Genomic DNA, 26,194 nt, shown 5'->3' with positions numbered 1-26,194 from the left:
TTCTGGTGCACATTGGTGGATTTTGGAGCGTTCCGGGGGTGCCCGGTCAGGGCAGCAGAAGGTTCGCGTCGCCGAACTCGTGCCACAGGTAGCCCCCGGCGAGGGCGGCCTCGTAGGCGGCGGTGAGCAGGTCGCGGCCCGCGATGGCGGTGAGCATCACCAGGTGCGAGGACTTCGGCTCATGCAGGCCGGTGAGCAGGCCGTCCACCGCCAGGACGCCCCGTCCGGGCGTGACGACGTGCTCGGTCCAGCCGCCGGACGCCCGGACGGTTCCGTCCGGTGCGGCGGCGGTCTCCAGGGCGCGGACGGCGGTGGTGCCGACCGCGATGACCCGTCCGCCCCCGGCCCGCACATGGCCGACGAGCGCGGCGGTCGCCGCGGGCACCTCGTACCGCTCGGCGACCGGGGGCTCGTGCGCCTCGGGAGAGGCCACGCCGGTGTGCAGGGTGATCGGGGCGATGAGCACCCCGCCCGAGACCAGCCGGGTCACCAGCTCGGGCGTGAAGGGCCGGGCGGCGCTGGGCATCTCGGCGCCGCCGGTGTCCGGGTCGTGGGCGAACGCGGTCTGGTACGCGGAGGCGGGCCAGTCGCGCCGCACGTAGCCGTACCGGATCGGCGTGCCGTGGCGGCGCAGGTACGGGACGACCTCGGTGCTGAGCCGCGCCCGCCAGAGCCGGCCGGTCTGCCGTCCGAGGAGGGAGAGGGTGGCGTTCCCGGGCATCGGGATCCACTCGCCGGGGAAGCCGCCGTCGTACGGGACGCTCGCCTTCGCCGCCCAGCGGCGCAGCTCGACCAGCCAGAGCCGCCCGTCCGAGCCGTCCTCATGGGGCAGCGGGGTGGAGAAGTGCACGCTGATCTTGTCGAGCCGCACCGCGGCGGGCAGCGTGGCCGAGGTGTTCACCACGAGCAGGTCGCCGGGGCGCAGCAGGCCGGGCAGGTCGGTGAACGCGTGATGGGTCACCTCCCCGGTGCCGCGCCGGCCGGCCAGGAGCCGGACGCCGTCGCGGGCCCGGCCGCGGGCCTCGGGGGGTTCGTGGGCCTTCAGGGCCGGGGGCAGAACGAAGTCGAGGACGTCTGCGCGGTCAGCCACGACGGGCCTCCGGACCGGGTCGGGATTCCAGGCGGAATGCGGCGATCACGCCGAGGAGGGCGATCGCGGCGAAGAGCCCCCCGGCGACGGCCAGGCCCGCTCCGAGCCGGCCGGGGCCGAAGCCGGCGACCAGCGCGCCCGCGACACCGACCACGAGGGACGAGCCGAGGGTGTCGCTGATCTGGAGGGCGGAACTGTTGACGCCCTGCTCGGCCTCCGGCGAGTGGTGCAGCAGCAGCACGCTGAGGCTGCCGACCGCGAAGCCCATGCCGGTGCCGCCGAGGACCCAGGCGGGCGCCGCTCCCCAGCCGGAGAGCTGCAACACGAGGGTCGTGGCGACGATGCCGGCGGTGACGAACCCGGCGCCCAGCAGGACGAAGAACGCGCGCGAGCGGCTCGACCGTCCCTGGTACTGGGAGGCCGCCGACCAGCCGAGCGCGCCGGTCGTGAGGGCGAGACCGGCCTCGGTCGCGCTGAATCCGTGCAGCGAGGTCAGGGCCAGGGGGATGAACACCTCTGTGGCGAAGAACGCCCCGGACAGCAGGCCCCGGACCAGGACCACGCTGGGCAGGCCGCGGCGCATCCGCAGTGTCCCTGCGGGCAGCAGCCTGGGCAGGCCAAACGCCAGCGCGGCCAGTCCCGCGGCGGCCACTGGGACCATCGTCCAGCCGGGGTCGCCGAGCCCGTACAGCAGGACCACGGCGCCCGCCGCCGTCGCCACCGCGGCCACGTACCGGCGGGCCCCCGACACGGCCTGCGCGTCCGGATCGCGCGGGACCGCAGTGATACCGCGCAGCGTCGGGATCAGGATGATCCCCGCCGGGATCACCAGGGGGACCAGCCCGAGGAACACCCAGCGCCAGCCCAGGTGCTCGGCGACCGCGCCGGCCAGCGCCGGGCCGATCAGCGACGGCAGCACCCAGGCGGCCGACAGCGCGGCGAACACCCGGGGCCGCAGCGCCTCGGGGTAGGCCCGGGCGATCACCACGTAGATCGCGACCATCGTCATGCCCGTGCCGAGGCCCTGCACCGCCCGTCCGAGCACGAAGATCCCCATGCTCGGCGCGGCGCCGGCCACGGCGAGCCCGGCCACGAACGCGCCCAGCCCGGCCACCAGCGGCCGGACCGGACCGGCGCGGTCCACCCAGCCGCCCGCGAGGACGGTGGACAGCAGGCCGGCGATCAGCGTCGCGCTGAACCCCCACGCGTACAGCGAGAATCCGTCCAGGTCGCGGGCCGTCGCCGGCATGACGGTCCCGACGGCCAAAGACTCGAACGCCTCCAGCGTGACGACCAGGACGATGCCGAGCGTCGCCGTCCGGTACGGGCCGCTCAGCAACCGCATGCGCCCGTCCTCCGGCGCGGCTCCATCCCCAGTCCCGCCCCGTCCGCCGGGCTCGCCCTGGTCGGTGTGGTCGCCGGGCGCGGCCAGTGCGGCCATCAGGCCCCTGCCGCAGCGGACCGGCTCAGGTCGGCGACGCGGTACCGGCCGCTCGGCAACCGTCCGGTGACGAGGTCGCGCAGCGCGGCGTCGTCCAGGACGCGGGCGTCGCGGGCGCCGATGATGAGATTCCAGCCGGCGCGGCCGAGTTCGTGGGCGAGCGCCCGGCCCAGACCACGTGAGGCTCCGGTGATGAGTGCGGTCTTCTGCGTCATGGTCCGACGCTAGAAACGGAGGCGGCGCGGCGCATCGGCCGACGGCCCCTCGCCCGGTCCTCCAATGGGCCTAGGACTCGCGTACGAGGACTGGTCCCGGATACGACGGAGGGCGGCGTCCGGAGCGCCCCGGGTCAGCCCGGCGGCTGATTCGAGCGGGTCCCGCCAGAGAGTACGGTCATCACAAGTGAGCTGAAAGGCCGGATGCACCGGGATGAACGTTGAGCGCGGGAACGGCGGCGACCCAGGGACGACCCTGCGCGCCGTGAGCAGTGCGGTGCTCGCCGTGACCAGCCATCTGTCGGTGCACGAGGTGCTGCAAGTGATCGTCCGGGCGGCGGCGCAGCTGCTGGACGCCCGGTTCGCGGCGCTGGGCGTGCCCGACGACGACGGCTCGTTCGCGGAGTTCGTCGTCGAGGGCGTCTCGGACGAGGAGGGCGACGCGATCGGCCCGCTGCCCCGCCAGCACGGCATGCTCGCCGCGATGCTGCGCGGCGACACGCCCAAGCGGCTGGCCGACATCCGCAAGGAGCCCGAGTTCGAGGGCTGGCCGGTGGCGCATCCGATCCTCAAGGACTTTCTCGGCGTCCCCATACGGGACGGCGCGAACATGCTCGGCATCGTCTTCCTCGCCAACAAGCGGTCCCCCGGCGGTTTCACCCAGGAGGACGAGGAACTCCTCGAACTCTTCGCCGCGCACGCCGCCATCGCCATGACCAACGCCCGCCTGTACGAGCACAACCGCGAGCTGACCGTCGTGGCGGAACGCAACCGGCTCGCCCGGGAACTGCACGACTCGGTGGCGCAGAAGCTGTTCTCGCTGCGGCTGACGGCGCGCGCGGCGGCGGCGCTGGCCGAACGCGACCCGCGCCGAACCGTCCAGGAGCTCGAACAGGTCGAGCGGCTCGCCGCCGAGGCCCTCGCCGAGCTCCGCGCCGTGATCTTCGAGCTGCGCCCGGCCGACCTCGCCGACGGCCTGGTCGCCTCGCTGCGCAAGCACGTGGAGGTGCTCGACCGCGCCTACGAGACCTCCGTGCGGATCACCTCCGAGACCGTCGTCGCGCTCCCCGAGGCGCGCGAGACGGTCGTCTTCCGGATCGCGCAGGAGGCCCTGCACAACGCGCTGCGACACGCCGACGCGCGCAACGTGGAGGTCACGCTCTTCGCGAAGGGCCGGCACGTCGTTCTCGAGGTGGCCGACGACGGCACCGGCTTCGCGCTGAGCCCGGCCCAGAGGGTCGCGAACGGCGCGGCTGCCGGCACTGCGCGCGGCGATACGGCAGGTGGCGCGGTGGTCGGCACCGCCGCCGGCACCGCGGGCGGCGCGGCCGGAGCGAACGGGGAACAGCAGTCCGCCGGCCTCGGACTGGTCTCGATGCGCGAGCGCGCGTGCTCGATCGGTGGCAGGCTCACCATCGACGCCGCGCCCGGAGCGGGCACGGCGGTCCGGCTCGAGGTGCCGCGGTGAACGGGGGCCCGCGGAGGCCGCCGAACACGCCGATCACGGTGCTGATCGCCGACGACCATCCCGTCGTCCGCCAGGGGCTGCGGACCTTCCTCGGCATCCAGGAGGACATCGAGGTGGTCGGCGAGGCGGCGGACGGGACGTCGGCCGTGACACTGGCCGAATCGCTGAAGCCCGATATCGTGCTGATGGACCTCAAGATGCCGGGCGCCGACGGCCTGGCCGCGCTGACCGAACTGCGGGCTCGCGGTGTGGCCTCACGGGTGCTCGTCCTTACCAGCGTCACGGAACGGGGGCATGTGCTGCCGGCGGTACAGGCGGGTGCGGCTGGGTACCTGTACAAGGATGTCGACCCCCAGGCGCTCGTCCAGGCGATCAGGGCCGTCAACGACGGGCACGTCCTGTTCGCGCCCGACGCCGCCGAGGCGATGCTCCACGCGGGTTCGGAGGCCGACGACGACCGCGGCATGGCCGCGCTGACCGAACGGGAACGGGAGGTGCTCGTGCAGATCGCGCGGGGCAGATCGAACCGGGAGATAGCCCGCGCCCTCCTGGTCTCCGAGAAGACGGTCAAGACGCACGTCAGTAATCTGCTCATGAAACTCGGAGTGCAGGATCGGACGCAGGCGGCGCTGTTCGCCGTTCGGAACGGGCTCGCCGGTGACTGAAACAACTCCTCTGACCGGATCGTCATCGAAGTTGGTATGAACGTAGCAATCAGGTACGCAGCAGATAGCGACATCGGATGCAGCCGCGAGAACAACGAGGACTCGGGCTACGCCGGCGCTCGGTTGATCGCGGTAGCGGACGGCATGGGCGGCTACGCGGGCGGCGAGGTGGCCAGCTCGACCGTGATCGGGTCACTGCGCTCGCTGGACGGCGCCGACCATCACGTCGACGATCTGGTCGAGCGCCTGGGCCGTGCGGTCGCCGAGGCCAACGAGAAGTTGCGGATCGTCCGCGAGGAGCGGCCCGACCTTAGCCGGATGGGCACCACGCTCACCGCCATGCTGTGGTCGGGACAATCGGTGGCGCTGGCCCACATCGGCGACTCGCGCGGCTATCTGCTGCGCGACGGCGAGCTCTTCCAGATGACCCAGGACCACACCATGGACGAGCTGCTCAAGGCGGAGGCCGAGCAGGCCGGCGGCACCGCCGACCCGGCCGAGACCTCGCGGCTGTCGCACGTCCTCTACCGGGTGCTCGACGGGCGGGACGACCGCGAGCCGGTCCTCAAGCTCCGCGAGGCCAGGCTCGGCGACCGCTACATGCTGTGCTCCGACGGGCTCAGCGGCCCGGTGGACGCCCAGCGGATCTACGAGGTGCTGACCGCCGAGGCCGACCCGGCCCGGGCCGTCCGCCGGCTCGTCGAGATCGCCCGTGAGAACGGCGGCCCCGACAACATCACCGCGGTGATCGCCGACGTGGTCGAGGCCGAGCATGTGAACGAGGACGGGGCCGCCCCCATCACGGTCGGCGCCGCCGCCCAGTTCTGATCCCGTACACCGCCCGACCGCGCGAGCCCTGACTCTCCGCCCGCCGCGCCCGGTTCCGCAGCCGTGCCCGCCCCGGCCCTTGCGCCACGACCCTTGCGCTCCGGCCCTTGCGCCCAGGCCCTTGCGCCCAGGCCCTCCAGCGCGCCTTCGACACGGTGTCGCGCCCCGGCCCTCGTACCTGCGCAGCTCACGCGCGCGGCTTTTGGCGCCTCCCGCCACTTGCGCCGCTCGCGGGGTGAATGGGAGGGTTCATACCGCTCATCATGCGAAAGACCGCCCACACGGCTGGTGATTTGTCCTACCCTTTGCCATGAGGTGGATTCTTTTCACGCTCTGGGTAACGGTCCGGTCGCGGATGGTCGTCCGGACTTGACCTACCTCGGGGTGCACCCGGTATACGGGTCACCTGGATGAATGTCATCGAGGCGGAGGATTCGTGGGGGGAGCGCCCGGGGCGGCGGTCACCGGTGCACCGAAGGGTGCGCTCGGCGGGCTGACCAGCCGGACTCTCACCGCCGCACGGCACGGCCCCACGGGGACGCTGCTGCGTGTCGCGGCGATGGCCATCGCGGCCGTCGGCGCGGCGTGGATCCACCGTGCCAACGACCCCGGCGTGCTCTGTCCCCTCCGGGCGATCACCCAGATCCCGTGTCCCCTGTGCGGGGGGACCACCGTGTTCATCGAGCTCGGCTCGGGCCGCCCGGCCCAGGCCGTGCTGGCGAACCCGGTGGCCCTCACCGGTGCGATCGGCGTCGCCGTCGCACCGCTGGGTGTCGCAGGACGGTGGTGGGCACTCCAGCCGAGGACCCGCGCATGGGTGCTCGGTACCGCCCTCGTCGGGTCGGAGCTGTGGCAGCTCGCCAGGCTCGGTCTCCCATGGGTTTGAGGCCGTCGGCAATCGTCGGCCAGACTTGCGGAGCCCTCCGGGTCCGGCGGGCGTCACATAACAAGGGTCAATCAATAAGGAGCAAGTGTGGGTAACCCCTACGACCCGTACGGGCAGCAGCAGCCGGGCTATGGGCAGCAGCAGCCCGGCTACGGCCAGCAGCCCCCGGCTCAGCCCGGGTACGGTCAGCCGCCGGCCCAGCCCGGATACGGTCAGCAGCCGCCCGCGCCGCAGCCCGGCTACGGTCAGCAGCCCCCGGTCGCCCAGCCCGGCTACGGTCAGCAGCCCCCGGTCGCCCAGCCCGGCTACGGTCAGCAGCCTCCGGTCGCCCAGCCGGGCTACGGTCAGCAGCCCCCGGCGGGCCCGCCCGGCTACGGCCAGGACGTCCACCACCACCACTACGGCTCGACGGGCCAGCTCGCCGAATGGGGCTCCCGCGTCGGTGCCACCTTCATCGACGGACTGCTCCTCGGCGTCCCCCTCGGCGTGCTCTACTTCCTCGGATTCCTGCTGGCCAGTTCCGGCAGCGGCGGCGCCGCGCTGTTCGGCGCTCTGATCATCTTGCTGGGGTTCGGCGCGGCGCTCGGCGTCGGCATCTGGATGATCTACCAGGAGGGCGCCACCGGCCAGACCATCGGCAAGCGCCAGATGGGCATCAAGCTGGTCGGTGCGCAAACCGGCCAGCCGATCGGGTTCGGCATGGCGTTCGTGCGCAGGATCGCGCACATGGCCGACGGTTTCGCGTGCTACATCGGCTACCTGTGGCCGCTGTGGGACGAGCGCAAGCAGACCTTCGCCGACAAGATCTGCAACACCCTCGTCGTCCGCGGCTGACGCGGCGACAGCGAGAGCGGGGCGTCCCTTCCAGGGGGTGCCCCGTTCGGCGTTCCCGGGTCAGGGCACCGGGTCGAACGCGCTGTTGCAGGCGGCGACCAGGGCCCGCCGCACCGCCCGGTCGAGCAGCCGGAAGGCCTCACTCCGCCGCTGGACCTGATCGGCGGTGAGGCCACGGTCTTCCAACCTCCGCGCCAGGTCGACCACCAGCGCGAGCCGGCCGGCGAGCGCGGCGACGCGGTGCGCGCGGGACGGATAGCCGGGCGCCAGCGGGTGGTCGGCCCGGTCGGGGTCGCGCAGGTCGACCAGCGCTTCGGCGATCCCGGGCGGGACCGCGGACACGTCGTCGACGGTCAGCAGCACCTCGGTCGCGTCCCGCATCGCCAGCGTGAGCTGGCGGTCGGCGTCGGCGAGCGACGGCACGTCAGGCGGCGCGGGCGCGGCGTCGTGGACGTCCCAGCGCACCCCGACGTAGGACGAGCCGCGCCGGTCCTCGACCGGAACCAGCCCGATCGCCCGGTCGGGCATCGCGACGACGACGGCGGCCCCGGCGTCGATCGCGGCCATGGTGAACCCCGGCGGCCCGGTCAGCCCGAGCGGATCGCCGGGCGCGGGCAGCGCCAGCCGCAGCGCGGCCATCCCGGCCACCCGCAGATCGCCGAGCCCCCGCCGGAGCGGCACCTCGGACCCGCCCGGGGGCGCGCCGCCGAACGCCGCGGCGGCCGGGACGCCGCCGAGGATCTGCGGCCCGGCGATCCGCTCCATCGCGTCCACCGACTCGTCGAGCCCCACGTGACCGGTCAGCCACGCGTTGCCCCACGCGACCAGCGCGGTCGCCACGTCGTTACTCATCCCGTCCCCAAGAATCCCGAATGGGCATGCGAACCACCATAAGCGCTCCGCCCGGCGGCCTCGCTTCATCGGGGAGGGATGAGTCACCAGGCCCCGGCATCACATAGGTTCTTTCCTGACGACGGATCACCTGGCATGCGGGATTGGGGTTTGGGGCGCGCGATGGCCGGCGAGGTACTGCATCTCCGCGGAGTCGGGGTCAAGCGCGAGGGTGCGAACCTGCTGCGCGATGTCACATGGACCGTGAACGAGGACGAGCGGTGGGTGATCGTCGGGCCGAACGGGGCGGGCAAGACCACCCTGCTCCAGGTGGCCGCGGCGATGCTGCACCCCACCGACGGGACGGTGGAGATCCTCGAGGAGGAGCTCGGCCGCACCGACGTGTTCGAGCTGAGGCCGCGGATCGGCCTGGCCAGCACGGCGCTGGCCGAGAAGGTCCCGGCCGGCGAGACCGTCATCGATCTCGTGCTGACCGCCTCGTACGCCATCCTCGGCCGCTGGCAGGAGGAGTACGACTCCACCGACGTGACCCGCGCCATCGAGCTGCTCGACGCGCTCGGCTGCGCCGACCTGATGCGGCGGCGGTTCGCCACGCTGTCCGAGGGTGAGCGCAAGCGCGTGCAGATCGCCCGCGCGCTGATGCCCGACCCCGAGCTGCTGCTGCTGGACGAGCCCGCGGCCGGGCTCGACCTCGGCGGACGCGAGGACCTGGTCGCCCGGCTCGCCCGCCTGGCCGACGACCCGGCCGCCCCCACGATGGTCATGGTCACGCACCATGTGGAGGAGGTCCCGGACGGTTTCACCCACGCCCTGCTGCTCCGCAAGGGCGAGGTCGTCGCCCAGGGCAAGGTCGACGAGGTCTTCACCGAAGAGCACCTGACCGATTGCTTCGGCCTTCCCCTCGCCATCGACCGCCAGAACGGCCGCTGGTACGCCCGCGCCGCTTCCCGCTGACACTCCCCACCGCATCGCACCGCCCCCGCTGACATCCCCGCCCCCGCTGACATCCCCCGCATCCCCCCGGCCCAAATCCTCCGGGCTGCCCTGTCCGCGTACCCTGGCCGGACGCGGGTGCCGGCGGGTCTCTAGCATCGTTGGGCCGTAGGAACTCGTAGAGCTTGGGTGGGCCGGACTTGAACGTGCTCGACGCGGCGGCGGTGTTCGCCGCCGGGGTCGCCGCCGGGGGGATCAACGCCGTCGTGGGCTCCGGGTCCCTGATCACGTTCCCGACGCTGGTGGCGCTCGGCTTCCCGCCCGTGGTCGCCAACGTCTCCAACAACATCGGCCTGGTTCCGGGCAACGTGACCGGCGCGTACGGCTACCGGCACGAGCTCAAGGGGCAGCGCGCGCGGCTGCTGCGGCTGGGCAGCGCGTCGCTGCTCGGCGCGGTGTCGGGGGCCCTGCTCCTGCTGGGCCTGCCCGCCGGGGCGTTCAAGGTCATCGTCCCGGCGCTGATCATGATCGCGCTGGTGCTGGTGATCGTGCAGCCCCGGTTGCAGGCGTGGCTGCCGGACCGGAGCGAGCAGGACCGTCCCGCGCACGGCGGTCCGTGGCTCTGGCTGGGCGTGCTCGCCGCGGGCGTGTACGGCGGCTACTTCGGTGCCGCGCAGGGCATCGTGCTGATCGCGATGCTCGGCATCGCGCTCAGTGACGACCTCCAGCGCGTCAACGCGGCCAAGAACGTGCTGTCGGCGATCGTGAACGGCACGGCGGCCCTGGTCTTCATCCTGCTGTGGGCCTTCTCCGACGTCCGGATCAACTGGTGGGCGGTGCTGCTCATCGCGACCGGGTCGACGGTCGGCGGGCTGTTCGGCGCCAAGGTCGGCCGGCGGATCCCGCCGCCGGTGCTGCGCGGCGTGATCGTGGTCGTGGGCCTGGTCGCGATCGTGAATCTGCTGGTCTGACCAGCGGTTCCTACCGTATTGGGACGGTTCGAGGTGACCCCTCCTGGGTATAAGTCGAATATACGTTCGATAACCGGAGGTTCGCGCGCATGAAGGGCGACAGGGTCGAAATCATGATCGACGCCGGCGGAGAGGGCACCCGGACGTACGAGGTCGCCGCCACCCGGGCCGGCCGCCGGGTGGAGATCGCCACCCGGCGCGGCGTGATCGAGGTCAGCGAGGTCACCCGGACGGGCTCGCCCGTCCGGACGGCCCGGTTCATGGCCAGCCGGGTGCTGGCCCTGGTCGAGTACCCCATCGCCGACGGCGAGGGACCGGGCGAGCACGCCCCCGTGCTCGCCCCCGGCTGAGTCCGTCCGCGCCGTGCCCCCGGCCGGATCCGTCCGCGCTCAGCCGAGCGGACGGACCTGGACGATGCCGTTGTCCAGGACGCGCGACTCGAACGCGGGCTGGCGGCCGGTGGCGGGGCCGTGGACCACCGAGCCGTCGGCGACCCGGAACGTGCTGCCGTGCCAGGGGCAGACCACGCAGATGTCGGCGTTGTCGTCGGTGATGACGCGGCCCTGGTGGAGGGGGCCGGCGAGGTGGCTGCACCGGTCGGTGAGGACGTGGATGTCGTCGCCGGTGCGCAGGACGAACAGGCCGATGTACCCGAGCCGGCGGTGCACCGGCCACCCGTCCGGCAGCTCGGACGCCGGGCACAGGTCGTGCCAGCCGAGCGGGACCAGATGGGCGACCGGGTCGGCGTGGCTGGCGCCCGCGGCCTGGCGGAACGCCAGGTGCCCGCCCAGGTAGCCGCCCGCCGTCAGCGCGGTGAGGCCCGCGTAGCCGAGGACGCGCCCGGTGCCCTGACGGCCGCGCCAGCGGGCCACCAGTGACGCGGTGTAGAGCAGGGTCGCGGTGGAGGTGCCCATCGCGTGGACCAGTCCGACACGCTGCTGCTCGCGGTGCAGGGCGGACCAGTCGGCCCAGCCGGTGAGCGCCGTGGGGATGGCGCCGGCGATGCCCGCGGCCACCAGCGCCTGGGCGGCCCGGCGGGTGCCGGGCAGCAGATCGAGCACGGCCACCGAGGCCCAGCAGCCCACCGGCACGTCGGTCAGCGGAGGGTGGGCCGGGTGCCCCGCGGGGACGCCGTGCAGCACGTCCTTGACCCGTCCGGGGTGCAGGGTGCGCCGCACGGCCATCGAGATGGCGCCGACCGCGCGGTCGAGCCCGCGGGCCTGTTCGAGGCTCTCGGCCACCTCCACCAGCCGGGGCCGGGCCACTGGGCGCGGACCGCGTCGGAAGATCTTGCTCGCCCGTCGGTTCATGTCCCTCCTCGGGTGCGTGCCTCCGGTGCCGATATAAAGACGGCCGTAATGGGGCGCCTGTTGCGAGGTTAGTCTTCGTGTTCACCGGCGGCCACCCGGGGGAAGAGATCCCGGGGATCGGCGAGGTGGCGGTGATGACCCACGGTGAGGAATATCTACCAGTGGGTAGGACGACCTAAACCCCGCTCCGGCGGGTGCCGGATGTAGCGCGGGAGTGCCTTCTCCGCAGCGGATCCATCGCTTACAGTGAGGACGATCGCACGCGACCGCTACGTGACCGGACGAGTCGAGCCCGATGGACGAACTCCCCCAGCAGCAGAGCGCCGCGCCGCAACGGCCGCGGCCGGCTCCTCCTTCCGAGCGCTCCCTGATCGACGACATCGAGGCGCGGTTCCCCGGCTGGGGGGCCTGGCTCAGCGACACCTTCCGCTGGTGGGCGTTCCGCACCGCGGCGGCGGCACTGACGATCGATCAGCTCCGGGCCGGATGCAGCCTCATCGTGCGGGCCGGCAGCCACGCCGAGCTGTGCGCCGCGGTCCGCGCCGAGAACGCCCGCGCCGACGCCGCCCGCCGATCCGTCCACGACGCCGAGGCCCCCCACCAGCCCGACGCCCCCCAGCGCGCCATCGCCTGACACCGGTCGCCGTCCACCGTCCGCCGTTCGCGGGAGGTTCCGGGCGTCCGGCCGGCGACCGCCCGACGTTGATCGCCGGACGGCCGTCCGGTGCGGGCCTCGGTCAGGGGACGGGGTGGACGGTGACCGGGACGCCGTTGAAGACGGCGTTGCCCGACAGGGGGTCGATCTCCTGTTCGTCGGTGACGGCGTTGGCGTTGACGCCCGGGTGGCGGTGGGCGACGCCGGTGCGGGTCCCCGGACGGTCGTGGCCCCAGCCGTGCGGGAGGCTGACCACGCCCTCCATGACCGTGTCGGTGGGTTCGGCGACGGCCTCGATCGCGCCGGTGCGCGAGACGATCCGGACGGTGTCGCCGGGGTCGATGCCGAGGCGCCCGGCGTCGGCGGGGTTCAGTTGCAGGGTGCACGTGTTGGAGCCGCGGACGAGCTCGGGGACGTTGTGCAGCCAGCTGTTGTTGGACCGCAGATGGCGGCGCCCGATCAGCAGCAGGCCGCCCGGGGCGGGACGGCGGGCGGCGAGCGCGGTGCGCAGCCGGTCGGCGTCGGCGGCGAACGACGGCGGGCACAGCTCGACCCGTCCGGACGCGGTGCTCAGCACCTCGTCCAGCCGCGGCTTGAGGGCGCCGAGATCGAGGCCGTGGGGGTGCTCGGTGCGCAGCCGGGTCAGGGTCAGCCCGTCCGGGTCGGCGCCGAATCCGTCGCCGTACGGGCCGAGCCGCAGCATCATGTCGAGGCGCTGCTCGGCCGGACTGCCCGGGTCGAGCATCTTGCGCAGCTCGCCGGGCTCGCGGCCGTGCACCGGCGAGCCGGGCAGGGCGGCGGCCTTGCCGAGCGTGCCGGTAATGATCATCTCGTCGAGGGCGCGTTCGCGGCAGCCGCAGCGCAGCGCGGAGTGCTCCGAGCGGCACTCGGATGTCTCGCCCGAGTGGCCCGAGCCGTCCCGGCCGGCGGCGATCACGGCGAGCCGGGCGAGGATCTCGGCCTCGCTCGGGCGGCCGTCCGGCAGCGGCACCGCGGCGGGCGAGTAGCGCACGTAGTCGCGGACCGCGAGGCCGAGCAGCGCCAGGTCGTAGTGCGGGGTCTGCGCCGGACGGGGCGGCGGCAGCACCACGTGGGCGTGCCGGGTGGTCTCGTTGAGGTACGGGTCGACGCTGACCATGAACTCCAGGCCGGCGAGCGCGGTGTCGAGGCGGGCGGCGTTCGGGGCCGACAGCGCCGGGTTCCCGCCGATGGTGATCAGCGCCTTGATCTGCCCCTCGCCCGGGGTCTGGATCTCGTCGGCGAGGGTGGCGACCGGCAGTTCCCCGTTGACCTCGGGCAGGTCGCGGACGCGGCTGCGCCACCGTCCGGTGTGGAAGGGCCGGTTGCGCCGCCGGTACACGGGGGTGTGCGCGGGACGGGGGAACATCGCGCCGCCCGGCCGGTCGAGGTTGCCGGTCAGCACGTTGAGGACGTCCACCAGCCAGTTGTTCAGCGTCCCGAACGTCTGGGTGCAGGTGCCGACGCGGCCGTAGACGGCGGCGCGCTCGGCGGCGGCGAGCTCGCGCGCGGTGCGGCGGATGACGGGCGCGGGGACGCCGGTGACGCCCTGCACCCGCTCGGGCGGGAAGTCGACGGCGAGCGCGCGCAGATCGTCCAGCCCGTTGATCCGCCCGGCCAAGTGCGCCGCGGTGGGACCGGTCACCAGCTCCTCGGCGAACAGGGTGTGGACGAGCGCGATCAGCAGGTAGGCGTCGGTGCCGGGCCGGATGAACAGGTGCTCGTCGGCGAGCCGCGCGGTGCGGGTGCGGCGCGGGTCGACCACGGTGATCTTGCCGCCGCGGGCCGAGATGGCCTTGAGCCGGCCGGGGAAGTCCGGTGCCGAGCACAGGCTTCCGTTGGACTCCAGCGGGTTGGCGCCGAGCATCAGCAGGTGGTCGGTGCGGTCGAGGTCGGGCACCGGGATCGCCAGCGGGTTCCCGAACAGGTGGCCGCTGCTCACGTGCTTGGGCATCTGGTCGGCGGTGCTCGCGGTGTAGAGGTTGCGGGTGCCGAGGGCCTTGACGATCGCGCCGGTGTAGAGCGGCCCGGCGATCGAGTGCGCGGTCGGGTTGCCGATGTAGACGGCCACCGCGTCGCGGCCGTAGCGCTGGACCACGGTGTCGAGCCCGCGCCGTACAGTCTGGAAGGCGTCCTCCCAGGTGGAGGGGGTGTGGGCCGTGCCGGCGCGCAGGACGGGGCCGGCGAGGCGGTCGACGTCGCCGTCGAGGCGGCCGAGGGTGGCGCCCTTCGGGCAGATGAAGCCCTTGCTCAGCGGGTCCTGCCGGTCGCCGCGCACGTGGGTCACCCCGCCCGCGTCGTCGAGGGTCAGTTCGAGCCCGCAGAGGGCTTCGCATAGGGGACACGTGCGGTAGGCCGTGCGGCTGCCCATCGGGTTTCACTCCTTGTGACCGGGACGCCTTAATCATCGCGTCATCCACAGCGACGCGCCATGCACGGACCGGGTTCGGCGTGAAAGTTCCGCAACTTCCACCTGAAACGGAGTTACCTTAAATGAAAGGACATCCGCCCGCCTCGCAGGGAGATGTGAGATGGAGGCGTGGGTCGCCTGGCTGCTCGTCGCCGCGTTGCTCGGCCTCGCCGAGCTGCTCACCCTCACGCTCGCGCTCGGGCTGCTCGCCGTCGCCGCGCTCGCCGCGGGCGCCACCGGCGCGCTGGGGCTCCCGCCCGTCGCGCAGGCGGCGGTGTTCGCGCTCGGCTCGGTGGCCGGCATCGTGATCGTCCGCCCGATCGCGCGGCGGCACATCAGGCAGCCGCCGCTCCTGCGGTCCGGCACCGCCGCCCTGGTCGGACGCGAGGCGTACACGCTCACCGAGGTCACCCGCGCCGGCGGCCGGGCCCGCATCGGCGGCGAGGAGTGGACCGCCCGGCCGTACGACCCCGACCTGGTGATCCCGGCGGGCAGCACCACCGACGTCCTCGCCATCGACGGGGCGACGGCCCTGCTCTATCCCGTCGCCGGCCCGGCCGCGCCGGACTGAGGAGCCAACATGACCGACATCGCCATCACCGTTCTCGTCCTCCTGGTCGCCGGCGTGGTCGTGCTGGCCACGGCCATGCTGCGCGCGGTGTGGATCGTCCCGCAGGCGCGGGCGCGCAACGTGGAGCGGCTCGGCCGCTACAGCCGGACGCTCCAGCCGGGCATCAGCTTCGTGGTGCCGTTCGTGGACCGGGTCAAGACCCTGATCGACCTGCGCGAGCAGGTGATCGCGTTCAAGGCGCAGCCGGTGATCACCGAGGACAACGTGGTGGTGCACATCGACACCGTGCTGTTCTTCCAGGTCACCGACCCGCGCGCGGCCGACTACGAGATCGTCGACTACATCAAGGCGATCGAGCAGCTCACCGCCACCACGCTGCGGAACGTGATCGGCACCCTGGACCTGGAGGCCAGCCTCACCTCCCGGGACCGGATCAACACCGCGCTGCGCGGCGTGATCGACGACGCGTCCGGCAAGTGGGGCATCCGGGTCACCCGGGTGGAGATCAAGGCGATCGAGCCGCCGCCGTCCATCAAGGACGCGATGGAGAAGCAGATGCGGGCCGAGCGGGAGAAGCGCGCCGCGATCCTCACCGCCGAGGGCGGCCGGCAGTCCAAGATCCTCACCGCGGAGGGCGACAAGCAGTCCACCATCCTGCGCGCCGAAGGCGACAAGCGGGCCGCGGTGCTGGAGGCCGAGGGGCAGGCGGTGGCGATCGAGCAGGTCTTCTCGGCGGTCCACGCCGCCGACCCCGACCCCAAGCTGCTCGCCTACCAGTACCTCCAGACGCTGCCGAAGCTCGCCGAGGGCCAGGGCAGCACGTTCTGGGTGATCCCGAGCGAGGTCACCTCCGCGTTGCAGGCGGTGTCGGAGGCGTTCGGTGGCGGCCCCGAGGGGACCAAGAGCCCCGCCGGGCCCGCGGGACTCCCCGGGCTCGTCCAAGGCGCCGCCCCGCATGGCGAGCTCGGCGCCGGAGACGTCCCCGCGCCGTCACCGCCGTACGAACTCGCGCCCGGCGACCGTGAGCCCACCGAGTAGTCACACCCGGCCCCGTCCGCTCCACTCCCATCACCCGCCCAACCCCCTGGATCCAGGCTGACACCGGGTGTGCGAACTTCGTTGACGCGCTGTGCACGGGTGCGCGAAGCTTGCGGGTCCGGGCTGATCAGGTCACACCCGTCACATCCGGAGGCTGCCCCGATGAGTCGACTGCGTGGCCGGTGCGCCGAGGGATGCGGGCGATGACCGCCACGCTCGTGGACCGGCGCCGTGAGCAGGCCTTCCTGGCCGACGCCCTTGACCGGACCGTCCGGGACGGCGAGAGCAATATCGTGCTGCTGCGCGGTGAGGCGGGCATCGGCAAGACGCGCCTGCTGACGCATTTCGCGGACCAGGCCGCCGAGCGGCACGCCGACATCGGACTGCTGGCCGGCTACGGCCAGGCGATGATGAACTCCCTGGCGTCCGACGCGTTCCAGGCCGTGCGGGACTGCCTGCGTGCGCTCACGCTCCGCGCGCAGCGCTCGGGGTCCCGTGAGCTGCTCAACCGGGTCGCCGACTCGTTCCGGCTGCACGCACCCGACTGGGTCGAGTCTGTGCCGGTCGTCGGCAAGCTGCTGGCGGCCGGGATGCTGACGGGGCGGAGCGCGATCGAGTCCGGCCGGCCGGCGTACGACATGGACAGCAGGCTCGACCAGCTCGTCCGGCTGGTGGAGGAGCTGCTCGCCCGCGGCCCGCTCCTGCTCGTCCTGGACGATCTACACTGGGCCGACACCGCCACGATCGACCTCATCGTGACGCTGGCGCTCCGCGTGCGGGGTCCGTTGATGCTCGTGCTCGCCTACCGTCCCGACGACCTCCAGACGCCCGAGGCCACCGAGGACCATCCGCTCAGCCGCGCCGCGTATCGACTGCGCCGCTACAGCGGGCAGTGCGCCGAACTCGACCTCGAACGGCTCTCCGGGCCCGACACCGAGCTGCTTATCAGGCAGAACGCCGGACGCTCGCCGGTTCCGGCGCGGTTGCTCCACCGGATCGTGGCGCAGAGTGATGGGAACCCGCTGTTCGCCGAGTCGCTGATGCACGTGGGGAACGGCGCGGCGGCCGGACGGCCGACGGCGAACATGCCACGCCAGATCAAGGCGATCCTGGAGGAGCGGCTGTCCTTCCTCACCCCTGCCGACCAGCGGCTGCTGGAGTCGGCCGCGCTGATCGGCTACTCGTTCGAGGTGGACTACCTGGCCGGGCTGGCAAGGATGGACGTCGATGACGTGTACGAACGGCTCGACGTGCTGCTGAACGAGCACGGGCTCGTCCGTCCCGCCGATCCGCGCGGCGAGTACGACCAGTACACGATCCACCATCCGCTGCTCGCCGAAGTGCTGCGCGAGCGCGGGGCGGCGAACGGGCCGCGCTGGCGCCGGCTGCACCGCAAGCTGCTGGAGATCCTCGAAGGCGAGGCCGCCTGGGACGACGAGCTCAGGGTCCGGGCCGTCGCCATCGCGGTGGGCGCCGGAGACGACGCGAAGGCGCGCGACCTCGCGCTGGTGGCCGGGTGGCGGCAGTTCGAACTCGGCGCCGTGACGAAGGGGAGGCAGCTCGCGCGGGTGGCGATCGACCACGGCGCGGACAGCCCGTCCGCCGGGCCGGCGCACCACCTGCTCGCCGAATGCCTGTCCGCAGAGGGCGATCACGTCGGCACCGTCGCCGCCTGCGAGGAGGCCGAGCGCAGGTCGCGGCCGGGTGCGGACGATCGGTTCGCGGTGGGGCTGCTGTGGGCGCGGAGCCTGCGGATGACCAATCGCTGGCGGGAGTGCCTGGAGCGGCTGGCGCGGCTGGAGGCCGAGAGCCGCGCGGCGGACGTGACCGAGGTGCTGGCCGAGGTCCGGATGCTGGAGGCCGAGGTGGCGCTCTGCGGCCCGGTCCAAGATCCCGCGGAGTGCGTGCGGCTGTGCTTGCTGGTTTATGACATGACCTCCGATCCGGCGCTCCAGGCGCGGGCGCTCGGGCATCGAGGTCTCGCCTACCTGGCCGGGTACGACGCGCAGTCGGCGGATCTGTGGCTGAACCGGGCGATCGAGGTGGCGCGGCACAAGGAGCATCCGTACGCCGAGTACGAGGCCGTGCACTGGCTGAGCAAGAAGACCATCGCCTGTCTCGAACTGGATCGATCCTGGGAGCTCCTCAAAGAGCTGGCCCGCACGTCCGATGTCTCCGGGGTGGCCAGCGAGAGCCCCTTCCACCTGCGCGATTCGAGTCGGGTCCTCGGCCTGCGGGGATCGTTCGACCGGTCGGCCACCGCCTTCGCCAGATATGTCGACGCCTGCATCCGGCATGCCCTCGACCGGGCGTTCACGACGCTGGCCTGCCAGGTCCACGAGCTGGAGGTCCTCTTCGGTGCGGAGGCGGCGGACGAGATGCTCCGGGAGCTGCTGCGCGCCGCGGAACGGGAGATCGTCGACCCGGACCGGTGCGTCCTGCTCCAGGAGAGGACCGGCCTGCTGACCGGCCGCGACGACGGGTGGACCCCCGTCGGCTTCGCCGTCCAGACGCTCGGCGCGCGGCCGGACGAGGCGGCGGCGGCAGACGCGATCTTCCGCTTCGATGTCGGCGATCTCGCCGTTCTCCGCTCCCGGCCGGCCCCCTAGGAGCACCGTGACCTCGACTCGTGACGTCTCGCATGATGAGTTCCTTCTGGATCCCGGCATCGTCATGCTGAATCACGCGTCCTACGGGGTGACGACCCGCCGCGTCACCACGGCGGCCGAGGCGATCCGCCGCGAGATAGAGGCCGACCCGATCCGCCGGCTGGGTGCCGAACTCACTCCTCATCTGCGCGCGCGGTCGGACGCCTTCGCCGTGGCCCTCGGGCTCGATCCGGCGGTCGTCACGTTCTGCGCCAACGCGACCTCCGGCGCCGCCGCCGTCATCGACTCGGTCGAGGTTCCGGAGAATGCGAGCGTCGTCGTCCTCGACACGGAGTACTCGTCGATCGCGCGGGCGTGGGAACTGAAATGCGCCCGTTCCGGTGCCGCGTTCATCCGGGTTCCCGTGCCGGTGCCGCTGCGGGACACCACGTCGCTCATCGCGGCTCTCGAGTCCGCCGTTCCCGGTGATGTGGCCTACTTGCAGATGAGCGTGGTCTCCTCGTCCGCCGCGCTGTGGCTGCCCGTTGGCGAGGCCGCAGCCTGGGCGCGCGAGCGCGGGGGGCACGTGATCCTCGACGCGGCCCACGGCCCCGGCCACGTCCCCCTCGCACCGGACGCGTGGGGGGCGGCGGCCATGTTCGGCACCGTCCACAAGTGGTACCCGACGCTGCGGCCGGTCGGCCTGCTGTGGCTGGGAGGTATGCCGGCGGACCAGGTGCGTCCCGCCGAGGTGTCGCTGACCTGGGACTCGGCCGATCTTGTCGAGCGCTTCTCCTGGCCGGGGACCTTTGATCCCGTGCCGCGCCTGGGTGCCGGAACCGCGCTGGACCAGTGGCGAGGATGGGAGTCGTCCGGGTGCCTGGACGACTGCCGGGCGCTCGCTGACCTGGCGGGCGACCTGCTCACCGGCATCGGCGGGATCCCCACCGGTGCGCCGGAGTTCAGCCCGCCCCGGCTGCGCGCGTTCATCCTTCCCGGGACGAGCGCGGCGCTGGTGAAGCCCGCGTTGCTGGAGTCCGGCATCCGGGCGTGGGCCGGGCGCGGGCCCGCCGGTGAGTGCCTGGTCCGCGTCTCGACCCATGTCTACAACGAACCCGCCGACATCGAGGTCCTGGTCGCGCGGTTGCGGGAGATCATCGAGGGATGAGAGGGACGGCGCATGACCGAGGTTGAGGTACCCGAGATCCCCCGGCGGCTGGTGGACGCGATCATCTTCTTGCGGGGGGAGGAGGACGGGAGGGCGTGGCTGGCGGAGCTGCCCGGCCGGATCGCCGAGTACGCCGAACGGTGGGGGCTGCGGGCCGGGGCGATCGCCGAGGGCGGGGCGATGTCTTGCTGCCTGCTGTGCGCCACCGCGGACGGTGTCGAGGCCGTGCTCAAGGTCCCGGTGGACGCGGACTCCGGGCGGCTCGAGGTACTGATGCTGAACCGCTGGGCCGGTACGGGCGCCACCCCGGCCGTGCTGCGCGACGACGCCGCTTCGGGTGTGTTCCTGATGACGCGGGTCCGTCCGGGCACGACGGCGTGGGCGACGGGCGGCGCGTCCGACTCCGCCCGGTTCGGTGAGCTGCTGACCAAGCTGAACTCGGCCGTCGCGCCGGTCGAGCTGAAGGATGTCGGTGAGGTCGCCGAGATGCGGCTCGACTGGGCACGGGAGCGGTTCGCCGATCCTCGCCACGCCAACGACGTCGCGTCGATCGAGCAGGCCGAGGTCGTGCTCGACGCATTGCTGCGGTCCACCCGGGAACGGCACGTCCTGCATGCGGACCTGCAAGCCAAGAACGTGCTGCGGGGCGAGGGCGGGCGGTGGTTCGCGATCGATCCGCTGGGCGCGGTCGGCGACCTCAACGCCGAGGCCGCCCTGTGGGTGGCGATCCAGGACGGCCCCGCGACGATTCCGCAGCGGCTCTCCGAACTGGACGGGCACGCGCAGCTCGACGCAGGGCGGCTCGCGGCGTGGACGTTCGTCCTCTCCATAGCCGAATACCGCCCCTACCTTCCGGCTTCCGCGGAACGTATGGCGGCCTTCCTGGCCGAGGTGGACGCCGAGCACGTGCTCAGCCGGATCTGACGCGTGGAAGGGGCCCCGGCCTGGGGGCCGGGGTCCCTTACTGGTGTCAGCGTCCGTTGACGCCCAGGCCCTTGGCGACGCGGTCGCCGAGGTCCTTCTGGATGTTGCGCCAGTACTCCGCGACGCGGACCTTCATTTCGGGGGTCACCTCGGGGGCGGAGGCGTGACCGAGGATGTTGCCCACCATGTTGTCGCGGTCGGTGTCGGACAGGACCTTCTCCCACAGGGCGCGGGGCTGGCCGAAGTCGTCGTCGTCGCGGTGCAGGGTGTAGGCGCTGCGGACGATCTCGCCGGCGACGTCGTAGGAGTCGCCCTTCCACAGTTCGGGGTCGGCGACGGGGCCGCCCACGGTGTTCGGGGTGTACACCGGGTCCGCCGGGTTGGTGTACGCCATGGCGCCGTCCTTGTTGTAGGTGTGCACCTCGTTCCTGGGGCGGTTGACCGGGAGCTGGAGGTAGTTGGCGCCGATGCGGTGCCGGTGGGTGTCGGGGTAGGAGAACAGTCGGCCCTGGAGCATCTTGTCGGGCGAGGCGCCGATGCCCGGGACGAGGTTGGCGGGCTCGAACGCGGCCTGCTCGATCTGGGCGAAGTAGTCGTCGGGGTTGCGGTTCAGCGTCCACCTGCCGATGGTGATCGGCTCGTAGTCGGCGTGCGGCCAGACCTTGGTCAGGTCGAACGGGTTGAACCGGTAGTCGGCGGCCTCCTCGAACGGCATGACCTGCACCTGGACGGTCCAGGTCGGGAAGTCGCCGTTCTTGATGGAGGTGTACAGGTCGCGGATGTGCAGGTCGGCGTCCTTGGCCTGCCATGCGGCGGCTTCGGCGTCGGTGAGGTTCTTGACGCCCTGGTCGGTCTTGAAGTGGTACTTGACCCAGAACTTCTCGCCGGCCGCGTTGTACCAGAGGAAGGTGTGCGAGCCGTATCCGTTCATGTGCCGCCACGAGAACGGGGTGCCGCGGTCGGACATCAGCAGCGAGACCTGGTGCGCCGACTCGGGCGACTGCGTCCAGAAGTCCCACTGCATGTTGTGGTCGTGCAGGTGGTTGTCGGCGCGGCGCTTCTGCGAGTGGATGAAGTCGGAGAACTTCTGCGGGTCGCGGATGAAGAACACCGGGGTGTTGTTGCCGACGAGGTCGTAGTTGCCCTCGTCGGTGTAGAACTTCACCGCGAAGCCGCGCGGGTCGCGGCTGGTGTCGGCGGCGCCGAGTTCGCCGGCGACGGTGGAGAAGCGGACCAGCGACTCGGTGCGGGCGCCCTTCTGGAACAGGCCGGCCTTGGTGAACTGGCTGACGTCCTCGGTGATCTCCAGCGTGCCGAACGCGCCGCCGCCCTTGGCGTGCACGACCCGTTCGGGCACGCGCTCGCGGTTGAAGTGCGCCATCTTCTGGATGAGGTAGTGGTCCTGAAGCAGCAGCGGGCCGTTCGGGCCGATGGACTGCGAGTGCTCGTCGCTCGGTGCGGCGATTCCGGCGTCGGTGGTGGTGGTGGGCCTCTCGGACATGGGCGCGGTTCTCCTTTGCCTGCGTTGGTGTTCGGGATCCGCCGGGGTCAGGCGGGGGCCGGATCGCCGGCGGGACGGCAGTCCGGGCACAGTCCCCAGAAGGTGACGTCGGCCTCGTCGACCAGGAAGCCGGCGTCGCTCGCCGGGACCAGGCAGGGGCGGTGCCCCACGACGCAGTCGACGTCCTCGACCGTTCCGCAGCCCCGGCAGACCAGGTGGTGGTGGTTGTCGCCGACCCGGCCCTCGAACCGGGCGGGACCGCCGGCCGGCTCGATCCGGCGGACCAGGCCCGCGGCGGTCATCGCGTGCAGGGCCTCGTACACGGCCTGGAGGGAGATGTGGCCGACGCGCTCGCGCACGCCCGCGGCGATCGCCTCGACTCCGAGGTGGTCGCCGGCCCGCACCGTCTCCAGGAGCGCGACCCGTGCCGCCGTGACCCGCAGGCCGGCGCCGCGCAGCTCGGTCGCGGGTGCCGGGGTCTCGAACGCGGTCATGCCGTCAACCTACCCCCCTAAACACGAATGATTCAAGACAATGAATCGTCCGTCTTTAGTGCCCGTGAGGTCACGTTCGAGCGGGCCGGAACCGATCACCGTCCGTAGGGGATGTTTCACGTGGATCATCGCCGGGCCGGGCCGGGCCGTCGGAGGCGCGTGACATGCTGGGCCGATCCGATTGAGGAGGAGCGGTCTCATGCGCGGTAGTACGGTCGTGGTGACGGCCCTGGCCGGGATGACGGCGCTGGTCGCGGCCGCATGCGGCAGCGGCCCGGGGAGCTCCGAGGCCAAGGGCGGGACGGCCCCGGCCAGGCCGCCCGCGGCCACCGCGGGCAAGGGGGCCGGGCCCGCGCCGAGGCCGGCCCGGCAGCCGATCACGATCGCGTTCGGTGGCGACACCCACTTCGAGGGCATGCTGCGCGGGCGGCTGGCGAACCCGGCGACCGCGCTCGGCCCCGTCGCGCGGACGCTCCGCGCGGCCGACCTCGCGATGGTCAACCTGGAGACCGCGATCACCACGGGCGGCACCCACGCGCCCGGCAAGGAGTTCGCGTTCCGCGCCCCGCCGTCGGCGTTCGCCGCGCTGAAGGGCGCCGGGGTGGACGTCACGTCCATGGCCAACAACCACGGCATGGACTTCATGGAGGAAGGGCTGCGCGACTCGCTCAAGGCGATCCGCGCCAGCGGCTTCCCCACGGTCGGCATCGGCAAGAACGCCGACGAGGCGTACGGTGCCCACCGCGTCACGGTGAAGGGCAACCGGGTGGCGATCGTTGGCGCCACGCAGGTGCTCGACGACCACCTGATCCAGCAGTGGACGGCGACCGGCGGCAAGGGCGGGCTCGCGTCCGCCAAGGACGTCCCGCGGATGGTGGCGGCGGTCCGCGCGGCCCGCAAGGACTCCGACCTGGTCATCGTGCACCTGCACTGGGGGCAGGAGCTCAAGGCGTGCCCGCTGCCCCGGCAGCAGGACCTCGCCAAGCAGCTCGTCGCGGCCGGCGCCGACGTGGTCGTCGGCGGGCACGCGCACGTCCCGCTCGGCGGCGGCTACCTCGACGGCAAGTACGTCCACTACGGCATGGGCAACTTCGTGTTCTCGTCCGCGTCGGGGCAGACCGCCAACTCCGGGGTGCTGGTGCTGCGCGTCGACAAGGGCAAGGTCACCGCCGCCAAGTGGAAGCCCGCGCGGATCAGCGGCGGCCTCCCGATCCCGCTCAAGGGCGCCGCGGCGGCGGCCGAGGTCGAGCGGTGGAACGGCCTGCGCGGCTGCACCGGGCTCTCCGCCCGTCCCTGACTGGACTCTCCCACCGGGGGAGGGGCCAAGCTCGGGGTGTGAGCGAAGAACTCCTGCCGATCGGCCAGTTCGCCCGGCTCTGCCGGCTGAGCGTCAAGCAACTGCGGAACTACGACGAGCTGGGCCTGCTGGCCCCGGCGCACGTCGACCCCGCCTCGGGCTACCGCTACTACCGTCGTGACCAGGCGCGGGACGCGCTGTCGATCGGGCTGCTGCGCTCGCTCGACCTGCCGCTGTCGCTGATCGGGCGGGTGCTCGCGGACGGCGGTGCCGCCGCCGGGACGCTGCGCGAGGCCCGCGACCGGATGGAGGCCGACCTCGATCGCCGCCGCCGGGCGCTGGCCACGCTCGACCGGGTGCTGGCGGACGGGCTGCCGCGCGCCGAGGTGACGGTGGTCCGCGAGCCGGCCGTCCAGGTCCGGGCCGTTCGGGACATGGCGACTCCGACGACGTTCGGCGCGGTGACCTCGGCGTGCGTGGCGCGGCTGCTGGACGGGCTCGGTCCCGCCGGGCCGCAGGGCCCGCTGGTCGGGCTGTTCCCGCTGGACCTGGCCGACGAGATCGTGGTCGGCGTCACCGCCCCGGACCCGTCCGGCGGCGAGGTGCTGCCGGGCGGGACGTTCGCCGTGGCCGTGCACGTCGGCCCGTTCGACCAGATCGCGTTCACCGGGCACGCGCTGCTGGCGTGGTGCGCCGACCACGGGCACACGCCCCGCGGGCCGCTGCGGGAGATCTACCTCACCGACCCCGCCGGGGTCGCACCGGACGAGCTGGAGACCCCGCTCATGATCAAGCTGGAGGACGTGGGATGAACCGGTACGAGGCGGCCGAAGAGCCAGAGTTCGCGGAGTTCGGGCCGGTCGGCGGCCTGGGCGTGACCGGGCGGGGCGAGCCCGGCGGGCCCGCCTTCACGGCCGCGGTCGGCGCGCTGTACGCGGTCGCGGGCGCGGCCGGGATCGTCCCACCGCCGCTGGAGGGGCGCTGGTGGGTGGAGGACGGGCGCCCACCGCTCGACGTCCCGCGCGGGGAGTGGTGGTGGCACCTGTTCCTCCACGCCGCGGACGGTATGGAGCCGAGCGCGGCCGACCGTGCGCGGGAGGCGGTGTTGCCGCAGATCCCGGCCGCCGCGCGGGTCCAGTTCGTCACGTTCACCGAGGGACGGTGCGTGCAGATGCTGCACCGCGGCCCGTTCTCCGAGGAGCCGCGCAGCCTCGCCCGGATGGACGCGCTGATGGAGGCTGAGGGGCTGGTGCCGAACGGGCTGCACCACGAGATCTACCTGTCCGACCCGCGCGAGGTCGCCCCGGAGAAGGCGCGCACGATCCTGCGCCGCCCCGTCCGTCCGGCCGCTACCTGACTCCTGACCCCTGACCCTGACCCCTGCCGCCTCGTCCCGCCCGCGACAGGGGTCAGGTCGGGCGCTGCTGCATATGATCAGGCAGATGAACGGCCCCGTCACACTCAAGGTCGCCGCGACGCCGACCGCTCCCGCTCTCGTCCTTCGCCCCTGGTGCGCGGAAGACGTTGCCGCGCTGGTCGGGGTGTATCGGGACCCCGATCTGCGGCGTGGGACGAGCATGCGTGTGGAGAGTGAAGATGATGGGCTGAGGTGGGTGCGGGCTCAGGAGCGGGGCTGGGCAGCAGGCGACCGGTTCGGCTTCGCCGTCCTCGAAACGGTCCTTGATGCGGCGCCGCCGCGGTTGGTGGGCAACGTTGTGCTCAAGGGAGTCGCATCCGGCAAGCCTTCCGCCGAAGTCGGCTATTGGACGGCAGCACAGGCTCGTGGGCGGGGCGTGGCCTCACGAGTCCTGGAAACTCTCACCGCCTGGTCCTTCGATGCCTTCCGAGCAGATGGTCTGAAATGCCTCGAACTTCTCCATCAGGTCGACAACCCGGCATCCTGCCGTGTCGCTGAGAAGAGCGGCTACCAGTTCGACAGGATCCTGCCGCCGGCTCCGCCTTCCTTCCCGCTCAATGGTCATCTGCACATACGGCGCGCAGCTGCCTGATCCCGTCTCGTCCCGTTCTGGCGACGCC

The 26,194-nt window shown here is 72.5% G+C and carries 26 protein-coding genes; 18 read left to right on the top strand and 8 right to left on the bottom strand.

The annotated features are described in order from the left end of the window. Window positions 1-46 precede the first annotated feature (46 nt). The 3 genes from QP090_RS14295 to QP090_RS14285 are packed head-to-tail and all read right to left on the bottom strand — an operon-like array spanning window position 47 to window position 2,746. The gene (locus QP090_RS14295) at window positions 47-1,090 is read right to left on the bottom strand and encodes an S-adenosylmethionine:tRNA ribosyltransferase-isomerase (RefSeq protein WP_285939337.1); all 1,044 of its coding nucleotides are present in this window, start codon (window positions 1,088-1,090) and stop codon (window positions 47-49) included. After that, window positions 1,083-2,531, bottom strand: a complete 1,449-nt coding sequence (locus QP090_RS14290; RefSeq protein WP_285939336.1) for an MFS transporter — start codon at window positions 2,529-2,531, stop codon at window positions 1,083-1,085. Before QP090_RS14290 ends, QP090_RS14295 begins: the two co-directional genes overlap by 8 nt. Next, on the bottom strand, window positions 2,531-2,746 hold the full coding sequence (locus tag QP090_RS14285; RefSeq protein WP_285939334.1) for an SDR family NAD(P)-dependent oxidoreductase: 216 nt from the start codon (window positions 2,744-2,746) through the stop codon (window positions 2,531-2,533). Before QP090_RS14285 ends, QP090_RS14290 begins: the two co-directional genes overlap by 1 nt. Before the next feature lie 214 nt (window positions 2,747-2,960). Between QP090_RS14285 and QP090_RS14280 the strand changes: the two genes are divergently transcribed. The 5 genes from QP090_RS14280 (at window position 2,961) to QP090_RS14260 (ending at window position 7,427) form a co-directional block, all read left to right on the top strand. Continuing rightward, the gene (locus tag QP090_RS14280; RefSeq protein ID WP_285939333.1) at window positions 2,961-4,214 is read left to right on the top strand and encodes a GAF domain-containing sensor histidine kinase; all 1,254 of its coding nucleotides are present in this window, start codon (window positions 2,961-2,963) and stop codon (window positions 4,212-4,214) included. Further along, a complete protein-coding gene (locus QP090_RS14275; RefSeq protein ID WP_285939332.1) occupies window positions 4,211-4,879 on the top strand; it encodes a response regulator in 669 nt (222 codons plus the stop codon). The genes QP090_RS14280 and QP090_RS14275 overlap by 4 nt, the downstream gene beginning before the upstream one ends. Before the next feature lie 36 nt (window positions 4,880-4,915). Beyond that, entirely contained in the window at window positions 4,916-5,707 is a 792-nt protein-coding gene (locus QP090_RS14270; RefSeq protein WP_285939331.1) for a PP2C family protein-serine/threonine phosphatase, read from the top strand. 436 nt (window positions 5,708-6,143) lie between these two features. Then, window positions 6,144-6,593: a DUF2752 domain-containing protein gene (locus tag QP090_RS14265; protein WP_285939330.1), complete on the top strand. Its 450-nt coding sequence runs from the start codon at window positions 6,144-6,146 to the stop codon at window positions 6,591-6,593. A gap of 87 nt (window positions 6,594-6,680) precedes the next feature. Further along, complete coding sequence (locus tag QP090_RS14260; protein ID WP_285939328.1) at window positions 6,681-7,427, top strand: RDD family protein; 747 nt, start codon at window positions 6,681-6,683, stop codon at window positions 7,425-7,427. 60 nt (window positions 7,428-7,487) lie between these two features. Here the strand turns inward: QP090_RS14260 and QP090_RS14255 are convergent, their stop codons facing one another. Further along, window positions 7,488-8,279 carry an Rv1486c family protein gene (locus QP090_RS14255; RefSeq protein WP_285939327.1) on the bottom strand — a complete coding sequence of 264 codons (792 nt, stop codon included), beginning with the start codon at window positions 8,277-8,279 and terminating at the stop codon, window positions 7,488-7,490. Between the two features lie 162 nt (window positions 8,280-8,441). On the opposite strand from QP090_RS14255, the gene QP090_RS14250 reads away from it, so the two are divergent. From QP090_RS14250 to QP090_RS14240, 3 genes are all read left to right on the top strand, one after another. Further along, complete coding sequence (locus QP090_RS14250) at window positions 8,442-9,233, top strand: ABC transporter ATP-binding protein (protein WP_285939326.1); 792 nt, start codon at window positions 8,442-8,444, stop codon at window positions 9,231-9,233. Window positions 9,234-9,412: 179 nt separating this feature from the next. Further along, window positions 9,413-10,183, top strand: coding sequence for a sulfite exporter TauE/SafE family protein (locus QP090_RS14245; RefSeq protein WP_285939324.1), 771 nt, complete (start codon window positions 9,413-9,415; stop codon window positions 10,181-10,183). Window positions 10,184-10,272: 89 nt separating this feature from the next. Beyond that, window positions 10,273-10,533, top strand: a complete 261-nt coding sequence (locus QP090_RS14240) for a DUF8836 family protein (protein ID WP_285939322.1) — start codon at window positions 10,273-10,275, stop codon at window positions 10,531-10,533. Window positions 10,534-10,572: 39 nt separating this feature from the next. Here the strand turns inward: QP090_RS14240 and QP090_RS14235 are convergent, their stop codons facing one another. Next, the gene (locus QP090_RS14235; RefSeq protein WP_285939321.1) at window positions 10,573-11,493 is read right to left on the bottom strand and encodes a Rieske (2Fe-2S) protein; all 921 of its coding nucleotides are present in this window, start codon (window positions 11,491-11,493) and stop codon (window positions 10,573-10,575) included. A 295-nt stretch (window positions 11,494-11,788) separates the two neighbouring features. Between QP090_RS14235 and QP090_RS14230 the strand changes: the two genes are divergently transcribed. Further along, complete coding sequence (locus QP090_RS14230; protein WP_285939320.1) at window positions 11,789-12,127, top strand: hypothetical protein; 339 nt, start codon at window positions 11,789-11,791, stop codon at window positions 12,125-12,127. A 103-nt stretch (window positions 12,128-12,230) separates the two neighbouring features. Here QP090_RS14230 and QP090_RS14225 read toward each other — a convergent pair whose 3' ends face one another. Then, entirely contained in the window at window positions 12,231-14,537 is a 2,307-nt protein-coding gene (locus QP090_RS14225; protein WP_285939319.1) for a molybdopterin oxidoreductase family protein, read from the bottom strand. A 160-nt stretch (window positions 14,538-14,697) separates the two neighbouring features. Here QP090_RS14225 and QP090_RS14220 point away from each other — a divergent pair, with 160 nt between their 5' ends. The 5 genes from QP090_RS14220 (at window position 14,698) to QP090_RS14200 (ending at window position 20,865) form a co-directional block, all read left to right on the top strand. Next, window positions 14,698-15,147, top strand: a complete 450-nt coding sequence (locus QP090_RS14220; protein ID WP_285939318.1) for an NfeD family protein — start codon at window positions 14,698-14,700, stop codon at window positions 15,145-15,147. Between the two features lie 9 nt (window positions 15,148-15,156). After that, on the top strand, window positions 15,157-16,185 hold the full coding sequence (locus QP090_RS14215; RefSeq protein WP_285939317.1) for an SPFH domain-containing protein: 1,029 nt from the start codon (window positions 15,157-15,159) through the stop codon (window positions 16,183-16,185). Window positions 16,186-16,388: 203 nt separating this feature from the next. Next, a complete protein-coding gene (locus tag QP090_RS14210) occupies window positions 16,389-18,794 on the top strand; it encodes an ATP-binding protein (protein WP_285939314.1) in 2,406 nt (801 codons plus the stop codon). A gap of 7 nt (window positions 18,795-18,801) precedes the next feature. Next, window positions 18,802-19,941, top strand: a complete 1,140-nt coding sequence (locus QP090_RS14205; RefSeq protein WP_285939312.1) for an aminotransferase class V-fold PLP-dependent enzyme — start codon at window positions 18,802-18,804, stop codon at window positions 19,939-19,941. Window positions 19,942-19,953: 12 nt separating this feature from the next. Then, on the top strand, window positions 19,954-20,865 hold the full coding sequence (locus tag QP090_RS14200) for an aminoglycoside phosphotransferase family protein (RefSeq protein WP_285939311.1): 912 nt from the start codon (window positions 19,954-19,956) through the stop codon (window positions 20,863-20,865). A gap of 46 nt (window positions 20,866-20,911) precedes the next feature. Here QP090_RS14200 and QP090_RS14195 read toward each other — a convergent pair whose 3' ends face one another. Together QP090_RS14195 and QP090_RS14190 are read right to left on the bottom strand one after the other, a co-directional pair. Further along, window positions 20,912-22,366, bottom strand: a complete 1,455-nt coding sequence (locus QP090_RS14195) for a catalase (RefSeq protein ID WP_285939310.1) — start codon at window positions 22,364-22,366, stop codon at window positions 20,912-20,914. Between the two features lie 47 nt (window positions 22,367-22,413). Then, window positions 22,414-22,860, bottom strand: a complete 447-nt coding sequence (locus QP090_RS14190) for a Fur family transcriptional regulator (protein ID WP_285939309.1) — start codon at window positions 22,858-22,860, stop codon at window positions 22,414-22,416. 199 nt (window positions 22,861-23,059) lie between these two features. Here QP090_RS14190 and QP090_RS14185 point away from each other — a divergent pair, with 199 nt between their 5' ends. The 4 genes from QP090_RS14185 to QP090_RS14170 all read left to right on the top strand — a co-directional run bounded on the left by QP090_RS14185 (window position 23,060) and on the right by QP090_RS14170 (window position 26,166). Beyond that, on the top strand, window positions 23,060-24,157 hold the full coding sequence (locus QP090_RS14185; protein ID WP_285939308.1) for a CapA family protein: 1,098 nt from the start codon (window positions 23,060-23,062) through the stop codon (window positions 24,155-24,157). 38 nt (window positions 24,158-24,195) lie between these two features. Continuing rightward, window positions 24,196-24,969 (top strand): MerR family transcriptional regulator, encoded by a 774-nt coding sequence (locus tag QP090_RS14180; RefSeq protein ID WP_285939306.1) that lies wholly within the window; start codon window positions 24,196-24,198, stop codon window positions 24,967-24,969. Then, window positions 24,966-25,514: a GyrI-like domain-containing protein gene (locus QP090_RS14175; RefSeq protein ID WP_285939305.1), complete on the top strand. Its 549-nt coding sequence runs from the start codon at window positions 24,966-24,968 to the stop codon at window positions 25,512-25,514. Before QP090_RS14180 ends, QP090_RS14175 begins: the two co-directional genes overlap by 4 nt. 85 nt (window positions 25,515-25,599) lie before the next feature. Next, complete coding sequence (locus QP090_RS14170) at window positions 25,600-26,166, top strand: GNAT family N-acetyltransferase (RefSeq protein WP_285939303.1); 567 nt, start codon at window positions 25,600-25,602, stop codon at window positions 26,164-26,166. Window positions 26,167-26,194: the final 28 nt, after the last annotated feature.

This window comes from Actinomadura xylanilytica (assembly GCF_030283145.1).
Taxonomy (GTDB): domain Bacteria; phylum Actinomycetota; class Actinomycetes; order Streptosporangiales; family Streptosporangiaceae; genus Spirillospora; species Spirillospora xylanilytica.
The sequence above is the reverse complement of the archived record's forward strand: the minus strand, read 5'-3'. Positions and strand labels throughout refer to the sequence as shown.

Bases quoted from the DNA above. Each gene is read 5' to 3' on its own strand.
- QP090_RS14270 (WP_285939331.1), top strand. From the start codon at position 4,916: ATGAACGTAGCAATCAGGTACGCAGCAGATAGCGACATCGGATGCAGC.
- QP090_RS14215 (WP_285939317.1), top strand. From the start codon at position 15,157: ATGACCGACATCGCCATCACCGTTCTCGTCCTCCTGGTCGCCGGCGTG.
- QP090_RS14290 (WP_285939336.1), bottom strand. From the start codon at position 2,531: ATGGCCGCACTGGCCGCGCCCGGCGACCACACCGACCAGGGCGAGCCC.
- QP090_RS14200 (WP_285939311.1), top strand. From the start codon at position 19,954: ATGACCGAGGTTGAGGTACCCGAGATCCCCCGGCGGCTGGTGGACGCG.
- QP090_RS14175 (WP_285939305.1), top strand. From the start codon at position 24,966: ATGAACCGGTACGAGGCGGCCGAAGAGCCAGAGTTCGCGGAGTTCGGG.
- QP090_RS14235 (WP_285939321.1), bottom strand. From the start codon at position 11,493: ATGAACCGACGGGCGAGCAAGATCTTCCGACGCGGTCCGCGCCCAGTG.
- QP090_RS14210 (WP_285939314.1), top strand. From the start codon at position 16,389: ATGACCGCCACGCTCGTGGACCGGCGCCGTGAGCAGGCCTTCCTGGCC.
- QP090_RS14225 (WP_285939319.1), bottom strand. From the start codon at position 14,537: ATGGGCAGCCGCACGGCCTACCGCACGTGTCCCCTATGCGAAGCCCTC.
- QP090_RS14185 (WP_285939308.1), top strand. From the start codon at position 23,060: ATGCGCGGTAGTACGGTCGTGGTGACGGCCCTGGCCGGGATGACGGCG.
- QP090_RS14230 (WP_285939320.1), top strand. From the start codon at position 11,789: ATGGACGAACTCCCCCAGCAGCAGAGCGCCGCGCCGCAACGGCCGCGG.
- QP090_RS14255 (WP_285939327.1), bottom strand. From the start codon at position 8,279: ATGAGTAACGACGTGGCGACCGCGCTGGTCGCGTGGGGCAACGCGTGG.
- QP090_RS14190 (WP_285939309.1), bottom strand. From the start codon at position 22,860: ATGACCGCGTTCGAGACCCCGGCACCCGCGACCGAGCTGCGCGGCGCC.
- QP090_RS14285 (WP_285939334.1), bottom strand. From the start codon at position 2,746: ATGACGCAGAAGACCGCACTCATCACCGGAGCCTCACGTGGTCTGGGC.
- QP090_RS14240 (WP_285939322.1), top strand. From the start codon at position 10,273: ATGAAGGGCGACAGGGTCGAAATCATGATCGACGCCGGCGGAGAGGGC.
- QP090_RS14250 (WP_285939326.1), top strand. From the start codon at position 8,442: ATGGCCGGCGAGGTACTGCATCTCCGCGGAGTCGGGGTCAAGCGCGAG.
- QP090_RS14220 (WP_285939318.1), top strand. From the start codon at position 14,698: ATGGAGGCGTGGGTCGCCTGGCTGCTCGTCGCCGCGTTGCTCGGCCTC.
- QP090_RS14280 (WP_285939333.1), top strand. From the start codon at position 2,961: ATGAACGTTGAGCGCGGGAACGGCGGCGACCCAGGGACGACCCTGCGC.
- QP090_RS14195 (WP_285939310.1), bottom strand. From the start codon at position 22,366: ATGTCCGAGAGGCCCACCACCACCACCGACGCCGGAATCGCCGCACCG.
- QP090_RS14170 (WP_285939303.1), top strand. From the start codon at position 25,600: ATGAACGGCCCCGTCACACTCAAGGTCGCCGCGACGCCGACCGCTCCC.